This window comes from Mycobacterium sp. NTMscope_MAC_12, assembly GCF_976985675.1.
In genome coordinates, this window is record NZ_CDRJYY010000001.1 from 5,286,517 (window position 1) to 5,308,724 (window position 22,208).

The 22,208-nt window shown below is 66.4% G+C and carries 14 protein-coding genes; 2 read left to right on the top strand and 12 right to left on the bottom strand.

Annotated features, from left to right (window positions below):
• Positions 1-18: 18 nt before the first annotated feature.
• Both AC0KS4_RS24585 and AC0KS4_RS24590 read left to right on the top strand, forming a co-directional pair.
• Entirely contained in the window at positions 19-399 is a 381-nt protein-coding gene (locus AC0KS4_RS24585; protein WP_225327969.1) for a hypothetical protein, read from the top strand.
• The gene (locus AC0KS4_RS24590) at positions 392-3,247 is read left to right on the top strand and encodes an MMPL/RND family transporter (protein ID WP_238957219.1); all 2,856 of its coding nucleotides are present in this window, start codon (positions 392-394) and stop codon (positions 3,245-3,247) included. Before AC0KS4_RS24585 ends, AC0KS4_RS24590 begins: the two co-directional genes overlap by 8 nt.
• Here the strand turns inward: AC0KS4_RS24590 and eccCa are convergent.
• The 12 genes from eccCa to AC0KS4_RS24650 all read right to left on the bottom strand — a co-directional run bounded on the left by eccCa (position 3,228) and on the right by AC0KS4_RS24650 (position 22,208).
• Complete coding sequence (eccCa, locus tag AC0KS4_RS24595; protein WP_238957220.1) at positions 3,228-7,442, bottom strand: type VII secretion protein EccCa; 4,215 nt, start codon at positions 7,440-7,442, stop codon at positions 3,228-3,230. The genes AC0KS4_RS24590 and eccCa overlap by 20 nt on opposite strands.
• A 3-nt stretch (positions 7,443-7,445) precedes the next feature.
• The gene (gene eccB / locus AC0KS4_RS24600; protein WP_238957221.1) at positions 7,446-8,933 is read right to left on the bottom strand and encodes a type VII secretion protein EccB; all 1,488 of its coding nucleotides are present in this window, start codon (positions 8,931-8,933) and stop codon (positions 7,446-7,448) included.
• 2 nt (positions 8,934-8,935) lie between these two features.
• On the bottom strand, positions 8,936-9,787 hold the full coding sequence (locus tag AC0KS4_RS24605) for a transglycosylase SLT domain-containing protein (protein WP_238957222.1): 852 nt from the start codon (positions 9,785-9,787) through the stop codon (positions 8,936-8,938).
• Between the two features lie 255 nt (positions 9,788-10,042).
• On the bottom strand, positions 10,043-10,819 hold the full coding sequence (locus tag AC0KS4_RS24610; protein WP_308193074.1) for a hypothetical protein: 777 nt from the start codon (positions 10,817-10,819) through the stop codon (positions 10,043-10,045).
• 261 nt (positions 10,820-11,080) lie between these two features.
• Positions 11,081-11,929 (bottom strand): DUF5631 domain-containing protein, encoded by an 849-nt coding sequence (locus AC0KS4_RS24615; RefSeq protein WP_238957224.1) that lies wholly within the window; start codon positions 11,927-11,929, stop codon positions 11,081-11,083.
• Positions 11,930-14,666: 2,737 nt separating this feature from the next.
• Positions 14,667-14,930 carry a hypothetical protein gene (locus AC0KS4_RS24620; RefSeq protein ID WP_225327975.1) on the bottom strand — a complete coding sequence of 88 codons (264 nt, stop codon included), beginning with the start codon at positions 14,928-14,930 and terminating at the stop codon, positions 14,667-14,669.
• A 602-nt stretch (positions 14,931-15,532) separates the two neighbouring features.
• Entirely contained in the window at positions 15,533-16,255 is a 723-nt protein-coding gene (locus AC0KS4_RS24625; protein ID WP_225341325.1) for a hypothetical protein, read from the bottom strand.
• Positions 16,245-17,789: a putative alpha/beta hydrolase gene (locus AC0KS4_RS24630; protein ID WP_238957225.1), complete on the bottom strand. Its 1,545-nt coding sequence runs from the start codon at positions 17,787-17,789 to the stop codon at positions 16,245-16,247. The genes AC0KS4_RS24625 and AC0KS4_RS24630 overlap by 11 nt, the downstream gene beginning before the upstream one ends.
• Positions 17,756-18,085, bottom strand: coding sequence for a DUF2563 family protein (locus tag AC0KS4_RS24635; RefSeq protein ID WP_238957226.1), 330 nt, complete (start codon positions 18,083-18,085; stop codon positions 17,756-17,758). Before AC0KS4_RS24635 ends, AC0KS4_RS24630 begins: the two co-directional genes overlap by 34 nt.
• Before the next feature lie 130 nt (positions 18,086-18,215).
• Positions 18,216-20,195 (bottom strand): putative alpha/beta hydrolase, encoded by a 1,980-nt coding sequence (locus AC0KS4_RS24640; RefSeq protein WP_238957227.1) that lies wholly within the window; start codon positions 20,193-20,195, stop codon positions 18,216-18,218.
• 39 nt (positions 20,196-20,234) lie between these two features.
• Positions 20,235-20,741 carry a pullulanase gene (locus tag AC0KS4_RS24645; protein ID WP_238957228.1) on the bottom strand — a complete coding sequence of 169 codons (507 nt, stop codon included), beginning with the start codon at positions 20,739-20,741 and terminating at the stop codon, positions 20,235-20,237.
• A gap of 24 nt (positions 20,742-20,765) precedes the next feature.
• Entirely contained in the window at positions 20,766-22,208 is a 1,443-nt protein-coding gene (locus tag AC0KS4_RS24650) for a CCA tRNA nucleotidyltransferase (protein ID WP_225327980.1), read from the bottom strand.

Consider the following 22,208-nt stretch of genomic DNA (forward strand, 5'->3'; position numbering starts at 1 on the left):
GATTCCTAACGTCGAGTCATGACATGGACACTGCTGCACGACCGCATGGCCTTCATGGCCGAGGTGATCAAAGCCGCCGAGACGGATCCGCAGGCGGCACTCGCGTTGATCGACAACTCATCCGAGGTGTCCGAGCTGTTCGGCGACGAGGAAGGCTTGATGCTGTCGCTCGGCCAGCGTTGGATCACCATGCTGGTGGCCAAGCTGGACCAGGCGGCCTACGAGGGCGCGTCGGCCGAACAGGTGCGGGCCGATCTCGAGGCCGCCGAACCCGGCCTGCACGCGCTGGTGAGGATCGGCTCGCGCCGGTCGGTCCGGGTGCGGTCGCTGTCTCGCGGCGAACACGTGGCCGTCGGCCTCTTCGGCGGCCCGACCGGCGATCGGCAGACCGTTGCATGACCGAGCGGGAATGCTTGCGCGACTGACCGGCCGGTACGCGGTCCTGATCGTCGGCCTGTGGGTGCTGGCGGCGGCCACCGCCAATCTGGCGGTCCCGCAACTGGAGCGAGTCGTCGACACCCACGCCCGGTCCTTCATGCCACCCGAGGCGCCGAGCGCGGTGGCCGCCGCCCGGGCGGCCCAGCTGTTCAACGAGACTCCCAGCAACAACTTCGTTTACGTTGTGCTGGAACGAAATCAGCGGCTGACACCGAGTGACCGCCAGTTCTATGACGCGCTGACGACGACGCTCGGTTCCGATCACCGTCACGTGTATGCGGTGACCGATCTCTGGTCGCAACCCGCGGCGGCCGCCGGCGCGCAGAGCTCGGACGGTCGGGCCGTCAGTGTGATGGTGCGGCTCGCCGGAATGCTCGGCACCTCCCAGGCGCGCGATTCGGTGAACTCCGTGCGCGCCGCCATCCAGACGCTTTCGCCGCCGGCCGGCCTGGAAGTCCATGTCACGGGTCCCGGCGCCACGATCGTCGACGAGTTCTCCGCGATCGACCGGCAGATGCTCGGAATCACCGCCGCCACCATCGGTCTCATCCTGCTGTTGTTGCTGATCGTGTACCGCTCGCCGGTCGCCGCCGCGATTCCCCTGATATCGGTCGGCCTCGCCCTGGCACTGGCCCGCGCCATCGTCGCGGCGCTCGGTCAGGCCAACGTGATTGAGGTGTCGCTGTTTTCAGTGGCTCTCATGGCAGCCATGACGCTGGGCGCCGGCACCGACTACGCGATCTTCCTGGTGGGGCGCTATCACGAAGGCCGCCGCCGCGGCGTCGCGCCGGGGCAGGCGCTGACGCAGGCCTACCGTTCCATCGCGCCGGTCGTGATCGGTTCGGCGCTGACCGTGTCGGTGGCACTGGCATGCCTGGTGTTCGCGCAGGTGGGCTCGTTCCGCAGCGCCGGATTGCCCTGCGCCATCGGCATTCTGGCGACTATGGTGGCCGCGCTGACCCTGACACCGGCGCTGATGGGACTGGCCGTGCGACGGGGATATCTCGAACCGCGGCCGTCGAGGACGGCGCGGCGCTGGCGCCGGGTCGGCACCGCCGTGGCGCGCTGGCCCGGGCCGATCCTGGTGGCCGCGCTGGGGTTGACCGTGCTGGTCGCGCTGCCGGTGGCCGGGATGCGCGTCGGGTTCAACGAGCCCGCCGCCACGCCATCGTCCACCGACTCCAACCGCGGCTATGCCAGCGCCGACCGGCATTTCGCCGCGAACGCGCTGTTGCCCGACGTCGTCGCGATCCAGGCGGATCACGACTTGCGCAACCCGGCCGGGCTGATCGCGATCGAGCGGATCACCCGCCACATCATGGCCGTCCCGGGAGTGCGTGCGGTCCAGTCCGCCAGCCGCCCCGATGGCAAGGTGCCCGAACAAGCGACGCTCAGCTATCAGGCGGGTGTGCTCGGCCGTCAATTCGGCGACACCATGGATTCGCTGACCCGGCGTCTGCAGCGGGTCTCCGAATTGGACGGAGCGTTGGCGCAGACACAGGCTGCGGTCGATGGTCTGGGCAACGGGTTGCGGGGCGGCAGTGCGGGGTTGGCCGACATGTCCGGCGCCGCCGACGACATGCGCGCCGGCATGGACGGATTGCAGCGCAATGTCACGACGGTGTCGGGCTATCTCGACCCCCTGCGCGACTTCGTCGGGCGGACTCCCGACTGCGCCGCCAATCCGATCTGCTCGACGGTGGATCGGGTGCTGCAACCCGTCGACAGCCTGGTGCAGACCTCCGCGCGACTCGATGCCGGCGCGACGAAACTGACCAGCGGCTCGAGCACCGCCGCCGCGGCGATGGCCGGCTTGCCGCAAAGCGTGTCGGCGATGAAAGGGGCGTTGGGACAAGCACGTTCGGCCACCCATGACCTGCTCGCGCTCACCGATACGCTCGGGCCGCAGATGCGCCAGTTGACCGACTACATGAACGAGATCGCCACGCAATTCCGGGGCAGCGCTGCGGCGGATTTCTATATGCCACAACGGGCGCTGACCGATCCCCGGTACACCGCCGTGCTGGGCCACCTGATCTCCGAGAACGGGCGTGCCGCTTACCTTTTGGTCTACGGCGACGGCTCCGAGTGGGGGGCGGACGGCGCCAAGCGCGCCGACCAGGTGCGGGCCGCCATCAAGGAGGCCACCAAGGAGGGCACGCTGACCCCGACGGAGGTCGACCTCGCCGGCGTCGGCCCGGTGACCGCGGATCTGCAGCGCTTCGTCGCCAGTGATGCCACGCTGTTGGCGGGCGCCGCACTGGTCCTCATCTTCTTGATCGTCACGGCCATGTTGCGCAGTCCGGTCGCGGGGCTGGTCGTCGTCGGAACCGTGGTCACCTCCTACGCATCGGCCATTGGCGCCAGTGTGCTGATCTGGCAGCACCTTCTCCATCAGGACCTGCACTGGGCCGTGGGACCCTTCGCGTTCATCGCGCTGATCGCCGTCGGCGCAGACTACAACCTGTTGCTCGCATTGCGGATCAAACAGGAAGCGGCGGCGGGCCTCAAGACGGGAATCATCCGGGCCTTCGGCGGCACCGGCGGAGTGGTCACCGTCGCCGGCATCGTCTTCGGGCTGACCATGCTGGCGCTGCTGACCAGCAGCGTGCTCAGCGTCGCGCAGATCGGCACGACCGTCGCGGTCGGGCTGCTGCTGGACACCCTGGTGGTGCGGGCATTCATCGTGCCGTCCATCGTGGCCCTGCTGGGCCGGTGGTTCTGGTGGCCGAGTCCGCTCCCCCGACGCGCCGTGGCCCAGGCGGTGAAAACGCCTGAGCCACAGCCGCTTACTGCGGCGGGGGTGTGAACGACGACGGCAGCCCGACCAGCACCCCCTCGACGTCGCCGTCGGCGCTCACCAGCAGACCACGCCCCGGCGGGAGCGCCTGGGCGCGAACGTTGCGGTTGATCCGGTTCTGTGGGTCGTTATCCATATAGAGCTGGGCCACTTTCGCCGAGTTCTGGAACCTGATCCACGGATCCATTTGCAGCGTCGCCCAGTTCGCGCTGTTGCGGGTGGTGAAGACGTGCAGGCCGATCTGGCGGGCGCGTTCCATCAGCTTCCACAACGCCGCTCCCACTGGCGGCTTGGGCGGGTAGCTCTGATCGGGGCGCAGGTCTCCGATGTCGTCGATGAGCACGAAGTGCCGCGCACCCTCCCACGGCTTGAGCGCGCGCAGTTCCTCCTGGCTCAGGCCCTTGGGCGGCAGCCGGGGCAGCAGGATCTGCTGAGCCAGTGCGGTGATCACCTCGTCGATCTCGTCCTGGTCGTAGGCGTAGGCGCGCACGTAGCCCGGCCCGTGCAGATCGCGCAGGCCGTGCGGGGCGGTCTTGGGGTCGATCAGGGTCAGCTGGGCTTCGTCGGGGCTGAAGCGGTTCATGATCGCCTCGCCAATTGAAACCAGCGACAAGGTTTTTCCGCAGCCCTGCCGGCCCAGGATCATCACGCCCGGGCTTTCGCGCAGCTTGATCGGGACCGGCCCCAGTTCGTGGCGTTCGCCGATGGCAAACGAGATCGACAGGTCGTCGCCTGTCGGGTGGGCGGCCTCGTATTCCAGGATCGCCTTGAGTTCCACCCGCTGCGGCAGTCGCTGCAGGGTTGCGTGCTTGGTCACGCCGGCGACGTCCGCGATGCGGGCACCGACGTCGACGATGCTGACAATCGCCCCGGTGGCCGGGTCGGTCAGCGCCGGCACACCGACCCGCAGCTCGTGCAAGCTGTCCGTCAGCCCGAAACCGGGGCGGCTCAGCGTCCGACGGGCCGCGTCCCGCGACTCCAGCGACGAGTGCCCCATCTGGCTCTCGCTCGGGTCGGCCAACCGCAATTGGATTCGCGCCGTGGCGTTTTGCAGCAGGCTCTGCCGTTGCCCGTGAATCCAGCCGCCGGCGCTGCACATCACGTGCACCCCGTATTCGGGACCGCGGCTGCTCAGCGAGATGATGCGGTCTCCCAGGACGGTGTCCTTCGAATACAGGTCGTCGTAGTCGTCCACCACCACGAAGACATCGCCGAACGGATCATTGGCGTCGGTGCCGCCCAGGCCGTCGCTCCCGGGCCCGAAGCGGCGCTCGCGGAATCCGTCGAGGTCGATCTTGAGCCGCCGGAACGAATCTTCGCGGGCATCGATCAATGCGTCCATGCTGCTCAAGATGCGTTCGATGCCCTCGGCGTCCTTGGGCGACACGATGTCGGTGACGTGCGGCAGCGATGCGGCCTGGGCGAGGGTCGCCCCGCCGATGCAAAAGAACGTGACGCGCGCGGGGCTGTACATCGTTGCGGCCGAACACATCAGCGTCATCAAGGTGGTCGTCTTTCCGCGCTGCTTGGCGCCGACCACGATCACGTTGCTGCGCAGCGCGTCGACCGCGTGCACGATCTGCTTTGACTCTTCGGGGATGTCCATGACACCCACCGGGAACATCAGGCCCGGGTTGCTCCCGTAGTCGACGTGCCACGGCTTGCCCCGATACCCGGCGACCAGGGCGTCGATGGGCTCGGGCTCTTCCAGCGGCTCCAGCCAGGGCCGGCGCGGGGCGCGGTGCGGCACGCTCCGCAGCGACTCTCGCAGCACGTCCACGACCTTCTTCCGCTTGAAACCGTCGTCGTAGTACAGGAATTCGTCGGGCTCGGCGTCGACGGCGGCGGCCGCTTCCAATGCCGTGGCATCCGCGGCGTCCAACGGCTGGAACTGCCAGTTGTAGAGCCGGGGCTTGGTCAAGGTCATGTCGACCGTCTCCGCGACTTCCTTGGTCTTCGGCACCACGAACGGTGCGGACAGGTAGAAGCAGCGGAACGGCTCCAGATCGCGCGGCCCCACCTTCAGCAGGCCGAAGCCGTTCTCCTTCGACGGCAGGTGGTAGGCGGCGTCCGAGCCGATCACCTCGCGGCTGTCGTCGCCGGACTCGGCGCGCAGCGCGATCCGAAAGGCGATGTTGGACTTGACCTTCTGCAGCGAGGACAGGTCCAGGCGCTGGCCGCCCAACATGAAGAACACGTTGGCGCCGCGGCCTTCCTGGCCGATGTGGATGATGAGGTTGATCCACTTCTCGTGGTTGGCGAACAGCTCCAGATACTCGTCGACGATGACGAGCAACACCGGCACCGGGGGCAGGTCGCGCCCGGCGAGCCGGATCTCCTCGTAGTCGTTGGCGTCGCGTGCGCCGACCGAGGTGAAAAGCTCGTAGCGCTGTTTGATCTCACCGTCGATGACCCGGCGCATCCGCTCGGCGAGGTGGCGTTCGTCCTTGCCGAGGTTGGACAGCGCGGCCACTACGTGCGGGATGCCGAGGATGTCCTGGGCCGCCGACTCGAACTTCATGTCGACGAAGATGACGTTGAACGTCTCCGGCGAGTGCGTCAGCGCGATGCCGTAGACCAGCGACAAGAAGAACTCCGACTTGCCCGAGCCGCTGGTGCCGATGACCACGGAGTGGAACCCGAAGCCGCCGAAGTCCTTGGCGCGGATGGTGATGTTCTGCAGCTCGCCGTTGGGCTTGGCCCCGACCGGGACCTCGCACCAGCGCTCGTCGCCGCGGCCGCGCCGCTCCGCCCATAGCCGGTCGACGTCCAGCTCGCGCGGGTCGCTGATGCCCAGCGCGCGCAGCAATTCGGTTGCACCGCTGACGGAATCGGCGATCTCGCTGCGGCTGGTCGGTGACCAGCGGGCCATCGCCCGCGCGTAGCGGTAGGCGCGGTGCACCGAAAGCTGGTCGGCGTGGGCGAAGAACTTGTTGCGCACGCGCAGCAGGGGGGCCGGGCGGCCGTCCTCCCCGTCGGAGTCCGAGCCGTTCCGGTGCAGGGCGACTTCGCCGTTGACCGAGCCGTTGGGTGAGCTGTGCCGCTCGCTGAGCTCGAATACCTGGTCGGTGGCGAAGCCCACGCCGGTGCCGACGCGTGAGGCGATGCGCAGCAGGGTGATTCCGGCCTTGCCGACCTGGCCGACGACGCTCTCCCAGGCATCGGGGCTGCCCGTGTTGTCGTCGACGATCACGAGGTGCGGGCCCAAATCGACGGTGTCCGTGCCGGTTTCCAGGGCCGATCCCATGGCGGTGGGGCTGGCCGCGGCCAGCGGCGTCCAGGCGCCGCGCTTGCCCTTCATGTGCAGCTCGGCGCCCAGGGTCTCTTCGAGTTCCTCCGGTGTGGCGAAGACCAGGCGCCGAAAGCCGCACGCGTCGAACAGTTCGTCGTGCAGGTTGTGCGGCAGCCACACGATCCATGACCAAACCTCGGGGTTGCGCGTCACCACCATCAGCTTGACGTCGCGCGGGTTGTGGAACACGGCCAGCGAGCACAGCGCCGAGCGCATCAGTGAGCGCAGCCGGTCCAGATCCTCGCCCACGAAGCTGAATCCCGGCGCCGACCGCAGGTTCACCACCTTGGCGATGTCGCGAATCTTGCGCTGCTCCAAGATGAAATCGCGCAGTGCCTGCCCGGTGACGGGTTCGAGCTCCTCGTCGGACGCGATGTCGGGCCAGGTCACCGAGAGCACCGAGTCCGGTGCGTGCTGCACGCCCGTGCCGAGCCGCACCTCCAGGAAGTCCGCGTCGGCGCGTCCGCGTTCCCACATGCGGGGGCCGCCGATGATGGCGCCCAGGCCGCGCGGGTCGGAGTGCACCGAGTTCTGCCATTCACGCTGCGCGCACACCGCGGACTGGATTTCGTCGCGGTTGCCGTCGAGGTCGCGCAGGTAGCGGCGACGGCCCTTTTCCATTTCGCCCCAGGTGATCTTGCGGGCTCGGCCGAAGCGGCCGGAGAACGCCAGCATGCTGAACGCGCCGATGCCCATCAGCGGGAAGAAGCCGGTGGTCAGGCTGCGGACGCCGGAGACGTAGAGCATGACGATGGTGCCGATGAGCGCGACGATCAGCGCCGGCACACCGATCATCACCCAGATGTTGCGCGGCTCGCGTTCCGGCAGCGCGATCGGCGCGCTGGGTGCCACCCGAACCGGTTTCGGTGGCTCGATCCTGACGCGGTTGATGGGGAACGCTTTCTTGGACATTCTCTAGCCTCCCGGCTTCGCCGATGTCGTCACCACAGCCACCTTGCCCAGCGCCGGCACGGTGTCACGCTCCAAAAGCGCTGCCTCCCTGGACAACGCGGGCCCCGATGCGAAAGTCCGCAGCAGCGGCCAGGGCGCCTGCACCGCCGACCCCGGGTCAAGCCCGAGCGCCCGCAGCGTCGTCTCGTCGTTGGCGATCCCGAACCGAACCCCGTTGTCGGACACCCAGAACAACGATTCGCGGGAGTCCGAGGTGACCACGCCGCTGGTCGATGTCACGAAGTTCGCCGCGCCCGGCAACACCAGCACCTGGTTGGCGACCACCGATGCCGGGTCGCGGTCGTCACGCACCAAATGAACGATTCTGTTGTCCAGGTAGGACGGCGTCGGCAGGCCGCGCCCGTTATAGACGACGACGCGGGCCCGCGGATCCGTCGAGGCCTTCTCCCAGCCGACGCAGGTGGTCGGATCGGCCGCGGTGTCAATGAAATTCAAGCGTTTGGTCGGGTAGTAGTCGACGGCCAGCGAGGTCACCTCGGGGATGTTGACCAACACGTCGGGGGTCACCACGCGCGGCGCCGTCGACCCGTAGGAGTTGGCGCTGCGCAACAGGTCGGCCACGAAGCTGGTGACCTTTTGCACTCCCTCGGGCAGCAGGACGTAGAACTGCTTTCCGCCGCTGGCGGTTTGGGCCTGCAGCACCGCTCCCACCTGTGAGCCCGAGACCCACGTCGACGGGGTGCCCGCCAGGGGTACTTGCGGGACGTCGAGCGGTTCGGTCGCGGGCAGCGCGTCATACAGGGCGCGCGAAATCTCCACCGGCAGCGTCACTCCCGGGTCGAGCCCCAGACTGAGCGTGACCGCCCGGTTGACCGGATCGATCTGGGATCGTTTGCCGCCCCAGATGACGTAGGTGTTGCCCTCGAACGTGACCAGCAGCCCGGCGTCGTCGCGCAGCGGTGTGGCGCGGTCATAGGCGTCGAGCTGGCCGGCGATCGAGGTCACCACCGGCCGTTCGGGGCTGCGCGGACGTCCCGCGGTGTCGCACACCGCCCAGGCCGAGGTCGCACCCCGATGCACCGGCATCGCCGCCGGCGCCCCCGGGATACCGACCAGCGGCCCGGTCGGATACTTCGCTATCTCGGCGGGTTTCACCCACGTCGGCTGATTCGCCGTCCCCGTCGCCAACCGTGCGGACGTCAAATTCAGCGCCGGGTAGAGCCGGCCGTCGATCTTGGCGTAGATCGCCCCGGAATCACGGTCGCCGATGATCGCCGAATCACCCACGATGCCAGTGGGTTTCAGCACATTCAGCAGCAGCATCCAGCCCGACGCGATAGCCACGAGGAGCACTGAGAGCACAAGCGCGGCCGTCTGCTTGCGGTCATCGTGTTTCATGCGCACCGAGAAGCGGGTGGTCGCCGCCCGCAGCCGCCGGTTGTAGAACAGGTGCCCAGAGTTCTGGTCGCGATTAGACAAACTCAGCGGCATGCTCAGTACCCCTTGGGTGCTCGGTGAGGATCGGCCTGCTGAATCCGATCGGCGAGGTTCGACGCGTCGGCGGCAACCCCGTAACGGCCCATCGCATAGTTGATGAACGCGCACGCCTGCGCCACCAGGTTGTGAATGTCGCGAGAGGTGCCCGGCTGGTGATAGGCCGCGAACGTCGGCGCGATGAATTGCCAGGCGCCCTTGCTGGGGGTTCCCCGCGCCGCGTTGGAATCCCAGTTGTTGACGGCGCTGGCGTTGTAGTTGGACTCGCGGCGGGCCACCAGATCCATGCCGCGTTCCCAACGGGCGCGCGCCGCCGGGTTATGAATGCCTTTGATATCCAAAGCTTTACGGATGGCCGCCAAAACCGCCGCGCGTCCGCCGGCGTGATTTCTGTGCATCGACCGCCTCTGCGGGTAGTGCAGGCGTCGCAGCCGCCGCGCGAGCAGCCTTGCCCGCCGTCGTGATGTGGTGATGTGGCGGTGCTGGGACCGCAGCCGTTTCGCCGTGCGCGCCATGGCCTCACGTCGCCCCATCGGCGTATCGGCGGCCGGAGTTACGTCCGATTCGGCGGCCTCCAACACCGTGCGCGTCGCCGCCCGTCCGTGCGCGTGATCGGCTCGCGCGGCCGCGAGGATGGCTCCCAGCGTGCGGTCGGCGTGGCGTGAGTGGCTTAGCAGCTTTATCGAGGCGCCCGACCGTGCGGACGCTGCCTCCGGTAGCCCCGCGTGGTGCGATGTCGCGTCCGTCTGCTCGGCGACGTCACCGATGCGCGGACTGACGGGAGTGCCCGCGAACAGGTTGTGGGCGCGGGCCAGCGCCGCGACAGCTTGCATTCTCAGGGGATCGGTCATCGACCTCCCCGCCCCAATCCACCTGTGCGCCGCCACGGCGCCGCATCCTTGCCGGACACTCGAGCTAGTACTCCCACACCCTCCTGGCCGCGGATTCCGCGGTCGCTGCAGACGTACCTCATAGCATGCACGTATCGACAGTTCTGCTGTCAATAACGGGCAATCCAATATGACTTGGGATCGGCCGGCCGCGATTACGTAGCGACACTACTGCCGGGCGATCTACCCGACCACTCACCTCTTGGCGGACTGGGGTTAGTCCTTCGGCTCGTCCTCGGACGGCATGATCACGATCCGCCGGTTGGGCCTGTTGGTGACCACCGTGGGCTTGGCCTCGCCGGATTTGCTGCCCGGCGCGCTGGGCGGGACCGTCAGGCGGCCCTTGACCGGCTGGCCGTTGGGCACGCCCGGAGCGGTCACCCGCTTCTCGACAGGCTTGGCCTTGTTGCCGCCTTCGCCACCGGCGCCCATCGCGCCCGGCGGCATCATCGGCATCCCGGTCATTCCCGTCTGTCCGGGCATGGCGGGCATGCCGCCGGTGGCCGGCATTATCGGAGCCTTGGCGCCTGCGGGGGTGGTCGGTGGCGACGATGTCGGCACCGGCGGCGGGCCCAGCGAGCTGGCCGGAACCGTGCCGCCACCGCCGAGGCCGGCGCCACCGCCGGAACCGCCGCCGAGGCCGGCGCCGCCGGCTCCGACACTGTCGACCAGGTGCGCGCTGTCGGCGAGGGATGCCGCGCCGTGAGCGCCCTGAACCGCGCTCATCAGGGGCTGGAGGGCGCTCTGGCCGGCCTGCATCGCCTGCTGGGGAAGCTGGGTCATCGGCCCCATGACGCCGCCCATCGCGCCGCCCATCGCGCCCGTAACGCTGGACAGCATTTGCTGGATCATCTGCATCTCTTGCTGCCCGTTTGCCTCATTGGCCGGGAACTTCGCCGCGGCGTCGGCGGCATGTGCGCGCCGGTCCGCATCGGCCGCTTCGGCGTCTGCGGCGTCTTTGGGAACGTTGGCGTTGCCGGCTGCTCCGACCATCCCCTGCCCACCGTCTGCGGGCGAGGCGCCGCCTGGCGGAATAGGAAACGGCCTGGGGACATTCATCGGCGGCCCGCTGCCTAGCTCCAAAGTAGTTGGCAAGTCAGATCGGATGGATCCGCCGGGACCGCCCACGATCGCACCTCCGCCCCATTCGCATCGCCCGCAACCGTCCGGTGCCTATTCAGGCAGTTTCGATTGCTCGTACCGCCATTTTGGCATAAGACGCCGCGAACGGTATTCACCCGACATTGGGGCTCGCTACGAACCACCGCGGTGGCTGATCGCCTCGAACCAGGCCAGGTGGTAATTCGTGAGGTACTCGTGGCCGTCGATCAGCGCCTCGATCGAGGCTAAAAGCATCCAATCGCCGACGGCCGCTGGATCGTGATTGGGATATGCGGTCATTACCGAGTGCTGAATGTCGGCGACGCATTCGCGCAACATCCCGATTTCGCTTTCCAGCACACCCGTCTTTCGCACCGCGGGCGCGGCGACGGCCTGCGCAATCCGCGGCAGACCGTCGCGGCGGCGCACCGCTTCGACCAACGTCGGGCCGAGCTCATCGACGTGCGGCGCGGCCGAGCGAGCCGGCCGATCGCCGCTGAGCGCGGGTTCGTCGGAACCCGGCTCTGCGACATAGGTGTTGGCGTGGTGGGCGGCCGCGACTGTGATGGCGCCGAGCAGGTCGACGACGTTGGCGTCATGCCGTCGCGCCGACGGCTCCAGCAGCGTGACGTGGGCGGGCAACCGGACATGGGGCGGAATCCAGCCACCGGCGAGATCGGTGACCAGCAGCGTGGTAGTGCCGTCGTCGCGGAGGCCGGCCGCCCATGACAGTCGCGGCTCCTGACGAGCGACCGCATCGACGAGCCGCTGGAGCCGCTGCTGTTCGGCGTTCCTTGCGGACGCCGCGCCGGCGGTCGCGCCCGTTGCCGCGGACGCTGCCGATGCGCTGACCATCGCAGACGAGCCCGTGCCGGCCTGCGCGGCGGCCCCGGACGCAGTCCGCTCCACCGGCGAGACCAGCGGCCCACCCGCCGACGGGGTCGACGCCGGCGACGGCGCTACCGGCGCACCCGAAATCGGACCAGCGGGGGCGGATGGCATGGATGGCGGCGCCACAACGGGTGGACGTAGGTCAGATCCGTATGCGGGCAACGAGCCTGAAGGGATCGACGCCCCGCTCACTGACGCTGCCGATGGTGACCACGAACCCCCGGTCATCATCGCCGGCGCTACCGGAGTGGCTCCGCCAGTTGTCATCGGGGCCGGGGCTGCTGCCGGGGGAGCATCAACGGGAGGCGTTGCCGCGATGAACGCTCCAGCGCTGGGCACGGTCGGTGCAACCGCCGGTATTCCCTGCGAAGTTTGAGGTGGCCCGCCATCGAACGCGTTAAACGCACCCGACGAAAATGCTTGCCCCCCAGGGCCTGTCGCCTGGCCCGTCGCGAAGCCGGACGTGAACGATTGAGCCAAGTTCGGTTGCGGGCCCTGCCCGAGTCCAGCCGGCGATATTGACATACCGCCGCCCTGAACTGGAGAACCTATCGCCGGAGGACCCGACGCGGACCCAGTTGCCGCTCCGAGACTATGCGAAACGGTCGACAGCCCACCCTGGCCCGTCCCACCCTGACCATGTCCGTACCCGGCCTGCGAGACCCCCGGACCACCGCCACCGTGCCCCGTCCCACCCTGACCATGTCCGTACCCGGCCTGCGAGACCCCCGGACCACCGCCACCGTGCCCCGTCCCACCCTGACCATGCCCGTACCCGGCCTGCGAAACCCCCGAACCACCGCCACCGTGCCCCGTCCCACCCTGACCATGCCCGTACCCGGCCTGCGAAACCCCCGAACCACCGCCACCGTGCCCCGTCCCACCCTGACCATGCCCGTACCCGGCCTGCGAAACCCCCGAACCACCGCCACCGTGCCCCGTCCCACCCTGACCATGCCCGTACCCGGCCTGCGAGCCTGGCCGTGTTCCGAGGTCTCTTTCGCTGATCGGGCTCGGGGGCGGAGCATCATCGGTATTGAAGCCGTTTGCACGTGCCCAGCTCCGGGCGTCGCCTCCCGTACCTTCAACATCCAGAATTTTCTGCGTAGCCGCCATCATCTTGTCGACCGCATCCCGACTGGCATTTGCGGCGTCGGCGTTGCAGCGCAGTTGAACCGCCTGTATCTCCGCCAATTGCTCCGGCGGTAGCTTCTTCGATGCCAGGATTTCATTGATTTCGTTGTTTCCTGTATTCGCAATGTCTGACAGTCGACTACGCAGATAATCGGTCGCATCGGCTGCCGAGTTGAAGGCCGATGTCTTTGTCTGGTACTTCTCCGCCAGGTCGAGGTGAAATTTCTCGCCCTGCTGGAACCGGTTTATAAGGTCGTCGGCAGTGTGACCTTGGTTTTGCGCGGAAAATAACGTCCACTGCGCTCGCAAGGTTTGTGAATAAAGCTGCTGCTCCGCACACGCTTCGTCCCAATGTTGGGCGCCGGCACGCAGAGCGGTCGAAGGCGCTGGCCACCACGGGCCAATTAGTGCCGCCGTCCAGACACCGGGAGGGAGGTCAACAGCCACCGCATGCCTTTTTCATCGCAGCATCCTTGGGGATGGCGTCATCGAGCGCTGCCTGAAACTCAGCATCGGTGACGACACCGTAACTACTCTTGAGGTAACTGTCAGGTACCCGCCTTCCAAGACGCGCGTGGCGTCGCGAAGCTTCGTGTCGAGCGCTGGATCACGTGCCCCCTTATCCAGCATTAGGGCGCCATTAGTGGTAGCGATGCGAGCCAGCGTTTTGTCTGTACCACCGGTGTCTACCTGGACCGACTGGGCAGCCAGCTTGTACGTATCGCACATTTTTTGTTGGGCGGCGGCAACCTCCGCAGGACCATAGGCCGCCGCCGTAGTCGTGGTAACCGGCGAATTGAAACGCGTCGGTCGCGTTAGTGTCACGACCAGTGCAGCGACAGCCACCGCGGCTGTTACCGCCACCGCAATCGCCATCCATGAGCGCGAGCCCATGGATGGCGGCCCGACGGCATTTGGTGGCCAGTTCCTCACGGCCGGTTGCGCGGCTGGGCCTTGACCAGAGCCCGCGGGCGGGTTTCCCACGACTGTCCTCCTCTAGTCCGCAACATCCGATATGCCGCAACCTGCAAGCTGTCATCGTGCCGTTCCCCATCAATAGTGGAGCAGGCAAGCCGCACACCGGGCAATTCACCGCGCCACGGCTCGCCCTCCCCTGGAGCCGGGCCTGGCTCGGACAGCGCGCCTTCGTCGCGGCGATGGTCAACGAACTGTCGATTATCCTTCGCCGACGTCAGGAGTAGGAACCTCCCTCACGCGCCTTGCTACATGATCCGTCTGTTGAGATGGTCCCTGTGCAGATTGCACATGTTGCATCTCAACGAAAGATGGTCACCGGTGTACCAATACGTGATTGATTCCGCGATTAGTTTGCGCGGAACAGCAGCGGTCCCTGCGAAGTCACCCGGCACCATGCACCGCATACTCGCTTCATAAGTGCATCCTTTTGCATTTAATGTCGTCGAGTGCGGCTTGAAACCGTGCATCGGTCGTCACGTTTCTATTTCCCATCGCCGTTCCGGTGCGATAAGACGTAGATAGCGTGCGTGCAGGGTCGCGATACGTTTACGCCGAGGGCTGGATTAGCAGCCGCGTCATCGAGCATCGCCGCGGCGTTGGTGACTGCGATGCGATCCAGAGCGACATCGTGACCGTTCGCATCGACCTGCACGGCCTACGCTCCGCGCCTGAAAATATATCCGTAGTCGTCTTTCGGCCGCGAAAGTCTCGGCAACGGTCGAGCGGGCGCCGAACATCACCCGCGGCTACATATCTGCTTCATCGCAGCATCTTTGGCGTTGACATCATCGACCTCAGCATTAAAAATTGGGTCGTCGCGCTGCAACGAGCTTCCCATAGCATTCGCTTTGGTATATGCGGCCGCCAATGTGAGGGCAGCGGCTCGTTCGTCTGCCGGGATCGCGGGAGCGGCATTTAATGCCTGCTCCAACATTACCGCCGCATTTACGCCAGACACGCCAGCAGCTGCCCGGTCGTTGCCATTCGTCTCGATTTGCACCGACTGCGCGGCCAGTTTGTAGGTGGCACACAACTGCCTATGTGCGGCTGCAATCTGGTCCGGGCTGTATGAGGGGGTCGTTGAGGTGGTTGAGGAGGCTACCGACTGGCTGCCCGTGGCCCGCGTCAGCGCGACAACGAGGGCGGCCGCGCCCAGCGATACGGCGACCGCAGCTAAGGCCGTCGCTAGCCAGGTCCGCGCGCGGCGTGGCTGTTGCACAGGAAATGCCGGTAGCCCCCATTGCATTGGGTTCTGCGGCGGACCGGTAGCTGGCCCTTCCCCAGCAGCTGGAGGAAAATCCCCCGCCATGCGTCCTCCTTTGTTTGCAAACAGCCCTCGAGTCCGTCCCGAACGCTTCGTTCCAATAGTTGAACAGCTAATCGAACAACGAGCAATCACTTCAACCACACGGAAGGCGGCGAGTCGCCTCCGCGTGCAATTTCATGCAGCTCCATCACCGCTGACGTCGGCGGTCGCTGACCGTCATCGCGATGAGGATGCGCGCGCTTCCGCCGTTTGACCTCGCCTCCAAGTGTTCCGTATGCCACGGGTTCAAGACCTTGCCCGAGCAGGATTTTCGGCGACCATCACTCTCTTGGTAGCTACTCCGTGTCACGGAGCTCGCCGGGTTCGCGGTGGCCAGTACGCCGCCCCCGATCGATGGGCCATTTCTTGGCGCCGTAGTACCCAGCGAGGTAAGCAGCCAGTGGCAACGCAAACATCATGATCGACGCGAGGCTCGCGATAACGAATTGCACTGTTTGTCTGCGAGCGATGGGCAAACCTCGGGCCCCATCGTCCCAACCCGACACAGCAGCGAGGACAACGCCGGCCGCTACCGAGATCGTGATTTGCCAAGCCCAACCGATGAGATAGATCCCGTAGGCGAATCCGCAGCTACCAACTGCGATTAGCCACCAGTGGTTCCTGACAGGTACCACACCCAGGTAGGTGTCTATAGGCGAGGCTTTCGATCGCTGTTCCGCGGGCAAAGTGTAGGAGAATTGCCGAGTGCGGAATTTTAAAAGGGAGCTGTCGTAAAAGAATGCAAAGCAAAAGGCGATGATGACTCCGCCGACACATACTGCTGCGCTTGTCCGCCATCCGCGGTACGACAGTGCCAACGCCATCAATAGTGTGCCGCAGAGGAACGCCCCCCAGTACACCCAGCGGCGCCGACGCTCTCCAAGCTCGAAAAAAACTGGGATCCCTGAAACCGTCAAGGTGACAATCGCAATGATTAGCATTGGCATCGCCCAGGGCGGCTTCGGTATATCAGCGTATCGGTCGGCTCCCGCATTCGCCGCCAACAAATCAATGGTCAAGTTGCGACCCAACGACTCCACCCACCTTTCCCCCACCCAACCCACCGAACACCGAACCGATGATCGCTCCCACAAAGGCGCCTCCGGGCCCGAACATCGAGCCGCCGATCGCACCAGCTGCCCAGCCACCGGCCATACCACCACCGACTCCTCCGACGGCCTGGCCGATGGTCTGGCCGCCGGGAGCGCCCTCCGAGACTTCGATGCCCGCGAGAGCCAGGTCCGCGACGGAACCAGCCCACCCGAGGCGTTTGCCGACGCTGGCCAGCAGTTCGGCGTCGGCACGCGATAAAACACCGATGCTGCCCGGGATGTTGTGCGCACCGTTCGATACCGATCCTGCGGATGCCTCCAACCCGGCGCCACCCGCACCCACCAAAGTGCCGTCGTAATGGGCTATCGCCGATAGCGGCGTGCCCTGAGCCATTTGGCTTACGACCGCGGACGCCGTGGACGACGACATACCCCGCTGCTCAAGCGCCTTGGCAGCTTGACGCATGATCACCACTCGACCTTGTTGCTCGCTGTTGTCGAGGAGTTGAGTGACCTGGTCGGGCGTCATTGGTGCTGCGCCGGCGAATCCTTGCTCCAGCTTCTTCTGCCACTCCAACCGCATTTGCGCGCGAGTACGTGCGTCGCCGCCCATGACGCGATCGACCGGCAACGGACCGACGATCCGCGCTGTAACGAAATCGCTGAGGCGTTCGCTGGCAAGTCGCTGGACGTCGGGATCGGCAGCAGGATTAGTAGCCGTGGTGTAATCGCGCAGTCGCGCTGCCGCTTCAGCCTTTTCAGGTGTCATAGGCCCGGAGCTGTTCAGCAGCGCTTCGTCTCTAGCGCGCTGCGTTGCGTTATAGCTATTGACGGCGTTGCGGTTTTGGTCACCGAGGCTGCTTTGGCCGTCTTCGTCTATCCCCTGGATGGGCGCAGGGTCATAGCCGTCCTGGACCCTCAACGTGGCGAGCGACTTCTGCAGGTGGTCGGAGTAACCGTTGCGGATCGACCTAAGCTGAACCACAGCAGATTTGGTATCGCTGATCGCGTCGTCTACCAATTCCGCGATGTGGTCCTCGACGAGGTCCTCTTCAGCAGGGGTGAGGTCGCCGCTGTCCTCCAGAGCTAGGGCTCGGCCGAGTTCGTTGTCGATTCCACGCAGCTGGCTCTCGAGAGTTGAGATCACGGTTTTGCCGCTCTGCTGCGCCTCCGCCAAGGCGGCGGCAATGTTTTCCAGCTCGATACCGATCTTGGGTAACTGGGCAGCCTGCACCCCCAATGACGCGGTGGCGCGTTGCACCTCCGCAGAACCATTGATCGGATTTTCCCCGCCTTCGTGGTTCCAAGCCGCATCAAAGCGACGACGGGCTTCGGTAAACGCGACGTTGGCCTCGTCGGTACATCGACCTGCAGCACGAAAGGCCTCCGCCAAATTGGAGACCTGCATAGGGCGACCCGCCTGGAGGGTGCTGTTGATTGCCCAGGGGTCGTCACCGGCTGCGGCGATCAGGTCCGCGGGGTTGAGGTACTGGAGCTGCATCGGACTGCGCGCAGTTCGGCAGCGTTGTGCTGATCCATATTGGTGAACCCGTTGGCCGCGTGGTGTGCCTTCGTCCCGACACTGGTGAGCGTCTCGCTGTGTCCCTGCAGATTTTTAACGTGCTGCCCGTGCGCGGCGGTCACAGCATTGTGGAAGGAGTCTGCCGCTTCGAAGTCGCCGAACATCCCCGATGCCAGGGTCCCGCCGGCGAGGTGATCGGCCCCCTCTTGGGCGTGCCCACCCGCGCGGTGGGACTGGTTGCCTCCCGAGTGCAATTGCTCCGTATTGACGAACATCGGCACTCCTTCCGAACTTCGGCTGACAAGGCCTCTAGTGGCCTCATAGCCTTTTGACCAGCCTAAACGCAGGCTGGCCAGTGGTCAATTCACCGGGTGTCGGTCCGGCGAATCGCCGCCTCGATCGCTCCTAGAACCCATGGCCGTTGGTGACGGTGCGCGCCGGGCGATCCCATTCCGGGTCGACGGATATGGGCATTCGAATCTCGACATGGGGCAGCGAAACAGTTCCCAAGGGAGTGTGGAGCTGACGAGGAATCGCGATCCGCGCCTGGGCCCGGTCGGCAGCCAACATGCCTTCTGCCGCCAGCCGATCGCCATGCCCGGTGACGATTTCGGTCACGTTGTGCAGCGCTTCGCTGCCGACGTCGTAATAGCGCGCGTGGTCGGTGAACCACGGGGTGAGGCTGTGCGAGCCGGCGACTTCGGCGCGGAAGCGCACCGCCCCGAAACCCTCATGAGCCGGGTCGGCGCCCAGTCCGGCCCACGGGCCCAGCGGTCCGCCGAGTGTCTCGTTGAGCCCATTCGGAAGCCCGCTGCCCGTCTCCCCGATCCAGCTGATCGCATCGGTCGACGCAGCGCCCACATACAACCTGCCGCCGTCGAGATGGAAGTCCGCGGCACGATGCGCCAAATCGGTTCCCGGGCAACCCGTTAGCACCGCATCGTTGGCGCGCATGCCGCTGTGGACGAACGCGTCGGCCACCGTCGTCGACCCGTAGGAATGCCCGAGGACGGTCACACGACTCGGCGCCAACCCGTCATGGGTTGACGCGAGACCGTTGACGTCGGCGGCCAGCAGCGCAGCGGCCTGCCGCGCCCTCCACGGAGTGCCGACCTGTTCCAGTTTGGCGGGGTCGGCGAGCGCCTGCTCCCAATGCGGATGATCGAATTCCGGTGCGTCATAGCCCATCCACGCCAGCACCGCGGTGGAGTGAAAGGGATCAGCCTTCAACGACTGCTGGTAGAGGTTGATGGCGTCGTCGGGCCCGTCGGACATCCACCCTCCCCTGACGCTGCTGTTGGTCCCCGGAACCATGACGGCCGTGTTGCGGGACTTGTCCGGGTTTCCGATCGCGATGACCGCCCTGCCCTTGCCGCCGAACGCCAGCGGATCGTAAGCCCAAAGCATGGGCGGGAGCCCCCGATCGAGCCCCGATCCCTTGTCGCGGGTGAGGAAATCGTTGGTCTTCGCCGCATTCTGGTATCTGGTGATGTCGGTGGCGCATAAGCCATACTCCGCGGGGTTGGTGAATACGTCGGCATCCCGGTTGTTGAGCGCGTTGTCTCGAAGCGCGTCTGGGACCACCCCGCGCCGACGGGCGGCGTCTTCGACCCTGCGCAGATCGTCGTTCATCGCCGCCTGGTTCACCGAGTCACGCACATCGGCGGGAATCCCGTTGAGGTTGCCCAACTCGGGCGGATGTTGATCGGCCAGCAGTCGCTTTTGGTTGGCGCTCAACGAATCCCACCAGCGTTTGACCTGCTCCGGGCTGGTCGGGGTCGGCGGGATCAGCAGTTCGTCGATGCCGCTGATCTCGGCCGGGTCAGCACCGTCTGTTCGCAGTCCGTCCAGCGCTGCCTGGAGCACCGCCGCATACCGGTCGCGAATCTGGCCGAGCGCGAACACGATTGCTTTCGTCTCCGCGACGGCGTCTTCGCGCAGATCGTCGACGTCGCAGTGGTCACCGTCCGCGAGGGCTTCGCAAATCTCGTCGTCGATGTCTTGCAGGTCGTACTCCAGCGCGGTGATGTACCGCGCGGAGATTCGTTGGGCTTCGGCCAGGGTCGCGGCGATCTTCTCCAAATCGACTGCGATCTTCGGTAATTGTTCGGTCTGCAGGCCCAGCGACCGGGACACGCGTTGCACTTCGGCGGAGTCGTTGATGGGATGCTCGCCGTTTCGGTGATTCCACGCCGCCTCGAAGCGACGGCGGGCTGCCTCGAAGGCGGCGGCGGCCTCGCCTGTGCTGGCTGCGGCTGCACGGAATGCTCGCGCTAAATCCGAGATCCGCGCCGGACGACCGGATTGCAGGCCTGCGTTGGTCGACCACGGATCACCACCGGACTCAGCGACGAGGAATGGGGTGCTGATGTAGCGCAGTTCCATCGCGGCGGCCTTGGAAACGAAACCGCTACGCTAGCAACCTCATAGGGAACTCGCGCCGTCGGCGAGACCGTCGCCGTCGGTGTCGGTCAGCCGGACGTTCCATTTGCCGTCGCCGTCGGTGTCGACGTATCCGGTCACACCGTTGTCGTCGGAGCGCAGCACCCGATCCGCCAGCCCGTTGCCATCGGTATCGAGGAGCCGGTCATCGGAGCGCCCGTGGCCGTCGAGATCGACCAGCGGACCGCCGGTGTGCTCGACGCCGTCGAGGCCGAACCAGCGCAGTTGGCCGCCGCGGTCCACGGCCACCGCCCACGTTCCGGATCCGTCGTCGGTGAAGTAGGCCTCGGGAGTGCCGTCGTTGTCGAGGTCGAGCACCGCGTGATCGACGAGGCCGTCGCCGTCGAGGTCGGCGAGCGCGTCGTCGCGCAGTCCGTCGTGGTCGAAATCCATCCCGATCGATTCGAACCGCCCATCGCCGTCGAGGTCGAGGTCGGGTTGCCCGTGCCAAATGGCGGCGCCGTTGTCGCCCGCGAGACAATAATCCATGCGTATTCGGACGCGCGGGTGCCGCTAACCGTTCCCCCGAGACTGCCACCACGCCAACAGTTCCGCGGTCGCCTCGTCGGTGTCCAACGGGCCGCGTTCCAGGCGTAGCTCTTTCAAAAACCGCCACGCCTCCCCGACTTGCGGACCCGCCGGGATGCCGAGCAACTCCATGATCTGGTTGCCGTCCAGGTCGGGGCGCACCCGCGCCAAATCCTCCTGGGCGGCCAGTTCCGCGATCCGCGTCTCGAGCCGGTCGTAGCTGGCCTGCAGGCGGGCGGCCCGGCGTTTGTTGCGGGTCGTGCAGTCGGCGCGCACCAGTTTGTGCAGCCGCGGCAGCAGCGGCCCGGCGTCGGTGACATAGCGGCGCACCGCGGAGTCGGTCCACTTCCCATCGCCGTAGCCGTGGAACCGCAGATGCAGATAGACCAGCTGCGAGATGTCCTCGACCATCTGCTTGGAATACTTCAAGGCGCGCAACCGCTTTCGGACCATCTTGGCGCCGACGACCTCGTGGTGGTGGAAGCTCACCCCACCGTTGGCTTCGTGGCGGCGGGTGGCGGGCTTGCCGATGTCGTGCAGTAGCGCGGCCCAGCGCAGCACCAGATCCGGGCCGTCGTCTTCAAGGGCAATCGCCTGGCGCAGCACGGTCAGCGAGTGCTGGTAGACGTCCTTGTGCTGGTGGTGTTCGTCGATGGCCATCTGCATGCCGCCGACCTCGGGCAGCACCACCTCACCCATGCCGGTTTGCACCAGCAGGTCGATCCCGGCCGTCGGGTCATCGCCGAGGACCAGTTTGTCCAACTCGGCGGCCACCCGCTCGGCGCTGATCCGGCCCAGCTGCGAAGCCATCTGTTCGATCGCCTCCCGCACCCGCGGCGCGACGGCGAAGCCGAGCTGCGAGACGAACCGCGCCGCCCGCAGCATCCGCAACGGATCGTCACCGAACGACACCTCCGGCGCCGCCGGGGTGTCCAGCACCCGCTCGCGCAGCGCCGCCAAACCACCTAGCGGGTCCAGGAATTCGCCAGGACCTTCGGACGTGATGCGTACGGCCATCGCGTTGGCGGTGAAGTCGCGGCGCACCAGATCGTCCTCGAGGCGATCGCCGTACTGCACCTCGGGATTTCGCGACACCTGATCGTAGGTGTCGGCGCGGAACGTGGTGATCTCGAGCCGATGGTCGCCCTTGCCGACTCCGACCGTGCCGAATTGGATGCCGGTGTCCCACAGATTGTCGGCCCATCGCCGCAAGATGTTTTGCACCTGCTCGGGGCGCGCGTCGGTGGTGAAGTCGAGGTCGGGACTCAACCTGCCCAGCAAGGCATCCCGTACCGAACCGCCGACGAGATAGAGCTCGTGGCCCGCGGCCTCGAACGCGGAGCCCAGCTCCCGCAGCATGGGCGCATGCCTATTGAGCGCGACCGCGGCGGCGGTCAGCAGCTCGGCATCCTGGGCGGCGTCAGGCAC